We start from the raw sequence: 5769 nt of genomic DNA on the forward strand, positions 1-5769 counted from the left end.
GTCCCCGCCGCCGCTGTCCGTGCGCGACGCCCGGCGCAAGGCCGCGCCCCTGCGGGAACGCCTGGCCCCGCTCGCCCCACCGGCCCCGCAGACGCCGACGGCCACCGAGGCAACGGACGCCGCCTCCGTCACCGGCCTCTCCGTGCACCACGACCGCGTCGTCGCCCTGCGCGACGTGGAACTGTCCGTCCGCGCCGGGGAGACCGTCGCCCTGATGGGCCGCAACGGCGCGGGCAAGTCCACCCTCCTCCGCACCCTCGTCGGCATCCACGCCCCCGACCGGGGCACCGTGCGCGTGGGCGGCGTGGAGCCGCGCCGCACGAGCCCGCGCGAACTGCTGCGGCACGTGGGGCTCGTCCCGCAGGAGCCGCGCGACCTGCTGTACGCGGACACGGTCGCCGCGGAGTGCGCGGCCGCCGACCACGACGCGCGGGCCGAGCCCGGCACCTGCCGGGCGCTGGTGTCCGAGCTGCTCCCGGACGTGGCGGACGGCACCCACCCCCGCGATCTGTCCGAGGGCCAGCGGCTGGCGCTCGCGCTCGCCGTGGTGCTCACGGCGCGACCGCCGCTGCTGCTCCTGGACGAGCCGACGCGCGGCCTGGACTACGCGGCCAAGGCCCGGCTGGTGGAGATCCTGCGCGGGCTGGCCGGCCAGGGCCACGCCATCGTGCTGGCCACGCACGACGTGGAGCTCGCGGCGGAACTGGCGCACCGGGTGGTGATCCTCGCGGAGGGCGAGATCGTCGCGGACGGCCCGACGGCGGAGGTCGTGGTCTCCTCCCCGGCCTTCGCCCCGCAGGTCGCGAAGATCCTCGCGCCCCAGCCGTGGCTGACGGTGCCCCAGGTCCGCGACGCCCTGGGGGCGGCGTGACCAGCGCCCGTACCCCCGCTGCCCCCGTCGCCGCCGACCGCCAGGCCCAAGCCATCCGCCTCGGGTGGCGGTCCGTCACCGCGCTCGTGCTCATCTCCCTCATCGGGGTCGCCGCCTTCGGCTGGCCGCTGCTCGCCGGCTCCGCCTCCGGTCTCGCCCACTCGCAGGACGCCCCCTGGCTGTTCGCCGCCCTGCTGCCGCTGCTGCTCGCGGTGGTCATGGCGACGATCGCCGACACCGGGCTGGACGCCAAGGCCGTCGCGATGCTCGGCGTCCTCGCGGCGGCCGGGGCCGCGCTGCGGCCGCTGGGCGCGGGGACGGCCGGCATCGAGCCGATGTTCTTCCTGATGGTGCTGTCCGGGCGGGTGCTCGGCCCGGGCTTCGGCTTCGTCCTGGGTTCCCTGTCGATGTTCGCCTCCGCCCTGCTCACGGGCGGGGTCGGGCCGTGGATGCCGTTCCAGATGCTGGCCATGGGGTGGGTGACCATGGGCGCGGGGCTGCTGCCGGGGCCGGACCGGCTGCGGGGGCGGCGCGAGCTGGTGATGCTGGCGGGGTACGGGGCGGTGGCGTCCGTCGCCTACGGGACGGTGATGAACCTCCAGGGCTGGCCGTACATCGGCTCCCTCGTCTCAGGTGTCTCCTTCGTCCCGGGCGATCCACTGCCGGAGAACCTCTCCCGTTTCCTCGCCTACTGTCTGGCGACGTCCCTGGGCTGGGACCTGCCCAGGGCCCTGGTGACCGTGGTCGCCTCGCTCACGCTCGGCCCGACCGTGCTCAAGGCCCTGCGCCGGGCCACCCGCCGCGCGGCCTTCGACGCGCCGGCGACGTTCAAGGACGCGTGACGTTCACGCACGCGTCACAGCCGCTGGATGATCGTCCCCGTCGCCAGCGCCCCGCCCGCGCACATCGTGATCAGCGCGAACTCGCCGTCCCGCCGCTCCAGCTCGTGCAGCGCCGTCGTGATCAGCCGGGCGCCCGTCGCCCCGACCGGGTGCCCGAGCGCTATCGCGCCGCCGTTGACGTTGACCTTCTCCAGGTCCTGCTCGAAGACCTCCGCCCATGAGAGCACCACCGAGGCGAAGGCCTCGTTGATCTCCACCAGATCGATGTCCCGCAAGGACATCCCCGCCCGGCCCAGCACGGCCCGGGTCGCGTCGACGGGCCCGTCCAGGTGGAAGTGGGGGTCGGCGCCGACGAGCGCCTGGGCGACGATCCGGGCCCGGGGGCGCAGCCGCAGTGCCCGGGCCATCCGCTTGGAGGCCCAGAGCAGCGCCGCCGCGCCGTCGGATATCTGCGAGGAGTTGCCCGCGGTGTGGACGGCCGTGGGCATCACGGGCTTGAGCCCGGCCAGCGCCTCCATGCTGGTGTCGCGCGGGCCCTCGTCGCGGTCGACCAGGCGCCACATGCCCTGCCCGGCGTACTGCTCCTCCTCCGTGGTGGGCACCTGCACGGCGAAGGTCTCGCGCTTGAAGCGCTCCTCCGCCCAGGCGCGGGCGGCCCGTTCCTGGGTGAGCAGGCCGAGGGCGTCGACGCGGTCGCGGGTGAGGCCGCGCCTGCGGGCGATGCGCTCGGCGGCCTCGAACTGGTTGGGGAGGTCGACGTTCCACTCGTCGGGGAAGGGCCGGCCCGGCCCGTGCTTGGAGCCGCTGCCGAGCGGCACCCGGGACATGGCCTCGACGCCGCAGCCGATCCCGATGTCGATGACCCCGCTCGCGATCATGTTGGCGACGAGGTGGTTGGCCTGCTGGGACGAGCCGCACTGGGCGTCCACGGTGGTGGCGGCGGTCTCGTAGGGCAGGCCCATGGCGAGCCAGGCGGTGCGGGCCGGGTTCATCGACTGCTCCCCGGCGTGGGTGACGGTGCCGCCGACGATCTGCTCGACGCAGTCGGGCTGGATGCCCGTGCGGGCGAGGACCTCCCGATAGGTCTCGCCCAGGAGATAGGCGGGGTGGAGATTGGCGAGCGCGCCCCCGCGCTTGCCGATGGGCGTCCGTACGGCTTCGACGATCACGGGTTCCGCGGCCATGTCCGGCTGTCCTCTCCTCGCGCGTCCGCTGGGCGTCCCGGCGCCCCCGGCAAAACGAGTACGCGTTCCAGTTCCGCTTCCGTCGGCAGTCTTTCCAGCGCCACCCCCGCCGCACAAGGGTCGCGCACGCCCCGCGCGTGCGACAGATGGCGTCGCGCGCCTTGCCGGTGCACGACCCCGTCACTACCGTCGAACGACAGGTTTCTGATGGTCCATCAGCTCATCGGCTCAGCAGCTCGCCGCCGGCCCGGCCCCGATCACCGGCCCGGCGGCTCCCCGAACTGGAGTGGTGGCCATGTCGTCCTGTCCCGCGCTGCCCGAGGGCTTCGACTTCACCGATCCGGACGTCAACGCCCGTAGGGTGCCGCTGCCGGAGTTCGCCCTGCTGCGGCGGTCGGCGCCGGTGTCCTGGATCCCCCAGCCGCACGGCCTCGCGGGCTTCGACGACGACGGCTACTGGGCCGTCACCCGGCACGCGGACGTCAAGGAGGCGTCCACCCGGCCGGAGGACTTCTCCTCCGCCCGCAACACCTCGGTCATCCGCTTCCACCCCGGTATGCGGCGCGAGCGGATCGACGCCCAGCGGCTGATGATGCTCAACATGGACCCGCCCGAGCACACCCGCGTCCGCCGGATCGTCCAGCGCGGCTTCACCCCCCGGGCGGTCCGGGCCCTGGAGTCGGCCCTGCGGGAGCGGGCCGGACGGATCGTCGTGGCCGCCCGGGAGCACGGCAGCGGCGACTTCGTCACCGACATCGCCTGCGAACTCCCCCTCCAGGCCATCGCCGAGCTCATCGGCGTCCCCCAGCACGACCGGGCGAAGATCTTCGACTGGTCCAACCGGATGATCGCCTACGACGACCCCGAGCTCGCCATCACCGAGGAGACCGGCAGCCGCTCCGCGATGGAGCTGATCGCCTACGCGATGGACCTCGCCGCCGCCCGTACGGCCCGGCCCGAGCGGGACATCGTCAGCCGGCTGGTGGCCGCGGAGGACGAGGGCAGCCTGGGCTCCGACGAGTTCGGCTTCTTCGTGCTGATGCTGGCGGTCGCCGGCAACGAGACCACGCGCAACGCCATCAGCCACGGCATGCACGCCTTCCTCACCCACCCCGGGCAGTGGGAGCTCTACCGGCGGGAGCGGCCCGCCACGACCGCCGAGGAGATCGTCCGCTGGGCGACCCCGGTGATCTCCTTCCAGCGCACGGCGACGCACGACACCGAGCTGGGCGGCACGGCGATCCACGAGGGGCAGCGCGTGGGCCTGTTCTACGCCTCCGCCAATCACGACCCCGAGGTCTTCGACGCCCCCGAGGCCTTCGACATCACCCGTGACCCCAACCCCCACCTGGGCTTCGGCGGCGGTGGCCCGCACTTCTGCCTGGGCCGCTCCCTGGCGGCGCTGGAGATCGACCTGATCTTCGCCGCCGTCGCCGACACCCTGCCCGGCATCCGGCTCGCCGGGGCGCCGCGCCGGCTGCGCTCGGCGTGGCTGAACGGCATCAAGGAGCTCCGCGTCAGCTACGAGTGAGCAACGGGCGAGAGATCAACTCCCTTGTGGGTCAAGGGAATCGGTCCATACCTGACCCCTTGTCAGCTACAGCGACCGGACTTACTCTCGGGTACACCTTCAGGGACGGCGCATGAGCGCTTCGGTCGCGCACCGCTGTGCGCCCTCCCCCAACGCACCGCACCGCACTCGCCAAGGGCTTCCAGGGGGCAGCCGTATGAAGGACGATCAGGGAAGACAGGTGACGGGACGCGTCAGGTGGCGGAGGTTCGCCGTCCTGGCCGTGCCCGGCCTCGCCGCCACGGCCGCGCTGGCCGTCGCGCTCGCCGACGGGGCGCTGGCCGCCTCGTTCGCCGTCTCCGGCCAGGAGTTCAAGGTCGGGGCGAGCAGCCTGACGGGCACGGGCTTCGCCCAGTACGGCGGTATCGACAAGAACGTCCGCGGCAAGCTGCTGCCGGTGGCCGTCACCGCCGTCAAGGAGGCCAAGCTCAAGGACCTGTGCCAGTCGGTGGTCACCACCCTGCCGGTGATCGGCGACATCTCCCTCAAGCTCCACGCCGGCCAGGGCGCGAAGACCGTCGAGGCCAGCGACCTCTTCATCGACGCCACCCAGATGTCCGGCGACGCCGAGTTCGAGAACATCGAGATCGGCCGTGACGCGTCGACCCTCAACAAGGGCCCCGCCTCGGCGCAGGGCCTGCAGGACGCCTTCGGCCAGCAGGCCAAGTCCGTCAAGATGACCGATCTGAAGCAGGTGGCCTGGGCCACCAACGCCGGGAGGTTCAAGCTCGCCGGCCTCGACCTGAAGATCAAGCTCGGCAAGGATGAGTGCTTCTGACGTGCCGGGGCGCCGGGACGGCACCGGGTCGCCGGACACCGGGTCACCCGGCACCGGGTCACCGGACAACGGATCGCCCGCACGCCTGTGGGCCGCCTGGCGGCGATGGCGCAAGGGGCGCCCCTTCTGGGGCGGCCTGGCGGCCGTCGTCGCGGGCGCGGAGATCTGCGCCATCCCGCTCGCCCCGCTGAGGATCATGCTGGAGCAGGGCATCGCGGGCATCCCGTCGGTCCTGATGGGCATCGTCATGATCATCATGGGTCTGACCGCGTGGTTCGCCCCGCAGTACCGGAGCCTCGCCGGGATCCTCACCGTCCTGATCGCGACGGCCGCGCTGGTGATGTCCAACCTCGGCGGATTCCTCTTCGGCACCCTCACCGGCATCGTGGGCGGCGCGATGATCTTCGCCTGGCAGCCGGAGCCCCCCGCCTAGCCGCGTTGTGCCCACCGGCCCGCACCACAAGGGGTCCGGGGCGAAGCCCCGGCTACGGGGCCCCGCGCGCCCCGCACAGCCCACCCACCAC

Annotated in this window: 6 protein-coding genes; 5 read left to right on the top strand and 1 reads right to left on the bottom strand. The window is 73.1% G+C overall.

Annotated features, from left to right (window positions below; genetic code table 11):
- Together K6I33_RS30550 and K6I33_RS30555 are read left to right on the top strand one after the other, a co-directional pair.
- A partial coding sequence (locus K6I33_RS30550; RefSeq protein WP_229357792.1) for an energy-coupling factor ABC transporter ATP-binding protein occupies positions 1-871 on the top strand: 871 nt, incomplete at its 5' end.
- Positions 868-1713 carry an ECF transporter S component gene (locus K6I33_RS30555; RefSeq protein WP_229357793.1) on the top strand — a complete coding sequence of 282 codons (846 nt, stop codon included), beginning with the start codon at positions 868-870 and terminating at the stop codon, positions 1711-1713. The genes K6I33_RS30550 and K6I33_RS30555, both read left to right, overlap by 4 nt.
- Positions 1714-1727: 14 nt before the next feature.
- Here the strand turns inward: K6I33_RS30555 and K6I33_RS30560 are convergent, their stop codons facing one another.
- Positions 1728-2897 carry a steroid 3-ketoacyl-CoA thiolase gene (locus K6I33_RS30560; protein ID WP_229357794.1) on the bottom strand — a complete coding sequence of 390 codons (1170 nt, stop codon included), beginning with the start codon at positions 2895-2897 and terminating at the stop codon, positions 1728-1730.
- Between the two features lie 295 nt (positions 2898-3192).
- Between K6I33_RS30560 and K6I33_RS30565 the strand changes: the two genes are divergently transcribed.
- From K6I33_RS30565 to K6I33_RS30575, 3 genes are all read left to right on the top strand, one after another.
- Positions 3193-4428, top strand: a complete 1236-nt coding sequence (locus K6I33_RS30565; protein ID WP_229357795.1) for a cytochrome P450 — start codon at positions 3193-3195, stop codon at positions 4426-4428.
- 196 nt (positions 4429-4624) lie between these two features.
- Positions 4625-5245, top strand: a complete 621-nt coding sequence (locus K6I33_RS30570; RefSeq protein ID WP_229357796.1) for a DUF6230 family protein — start codon at positions 4625-4627, stop codon at positions 5243-5245.
- Positions 5232-5678: a DUF6114 domain-containing protein gene (locus tag K6I33_RS30575; protein WP_229357797.1), complete on the top strand. Its 447-nt coding sequence runs from the start codon at positions 5232-5234 to the stop codon at positions 5676-5678. Before K6I33_RS30570 ends, K6I33_RS30575 begins: the two co-directional genes overlap by 14 nt.
- The last annotated feature ends 91 nt before the right edge of the window (positions 5679-5769 follow it).

The sequence above is a fragment of the Streptomyces sp. UNOB3_S3 genome (genome assembly GCF_020740895.1).
In the GTDB taxonomy this organism is placed as follows: Bacteria; Actinomycetota; Actinomycetes; order Streptomycetales; family Streptomycetaceae; genus Streptomyces.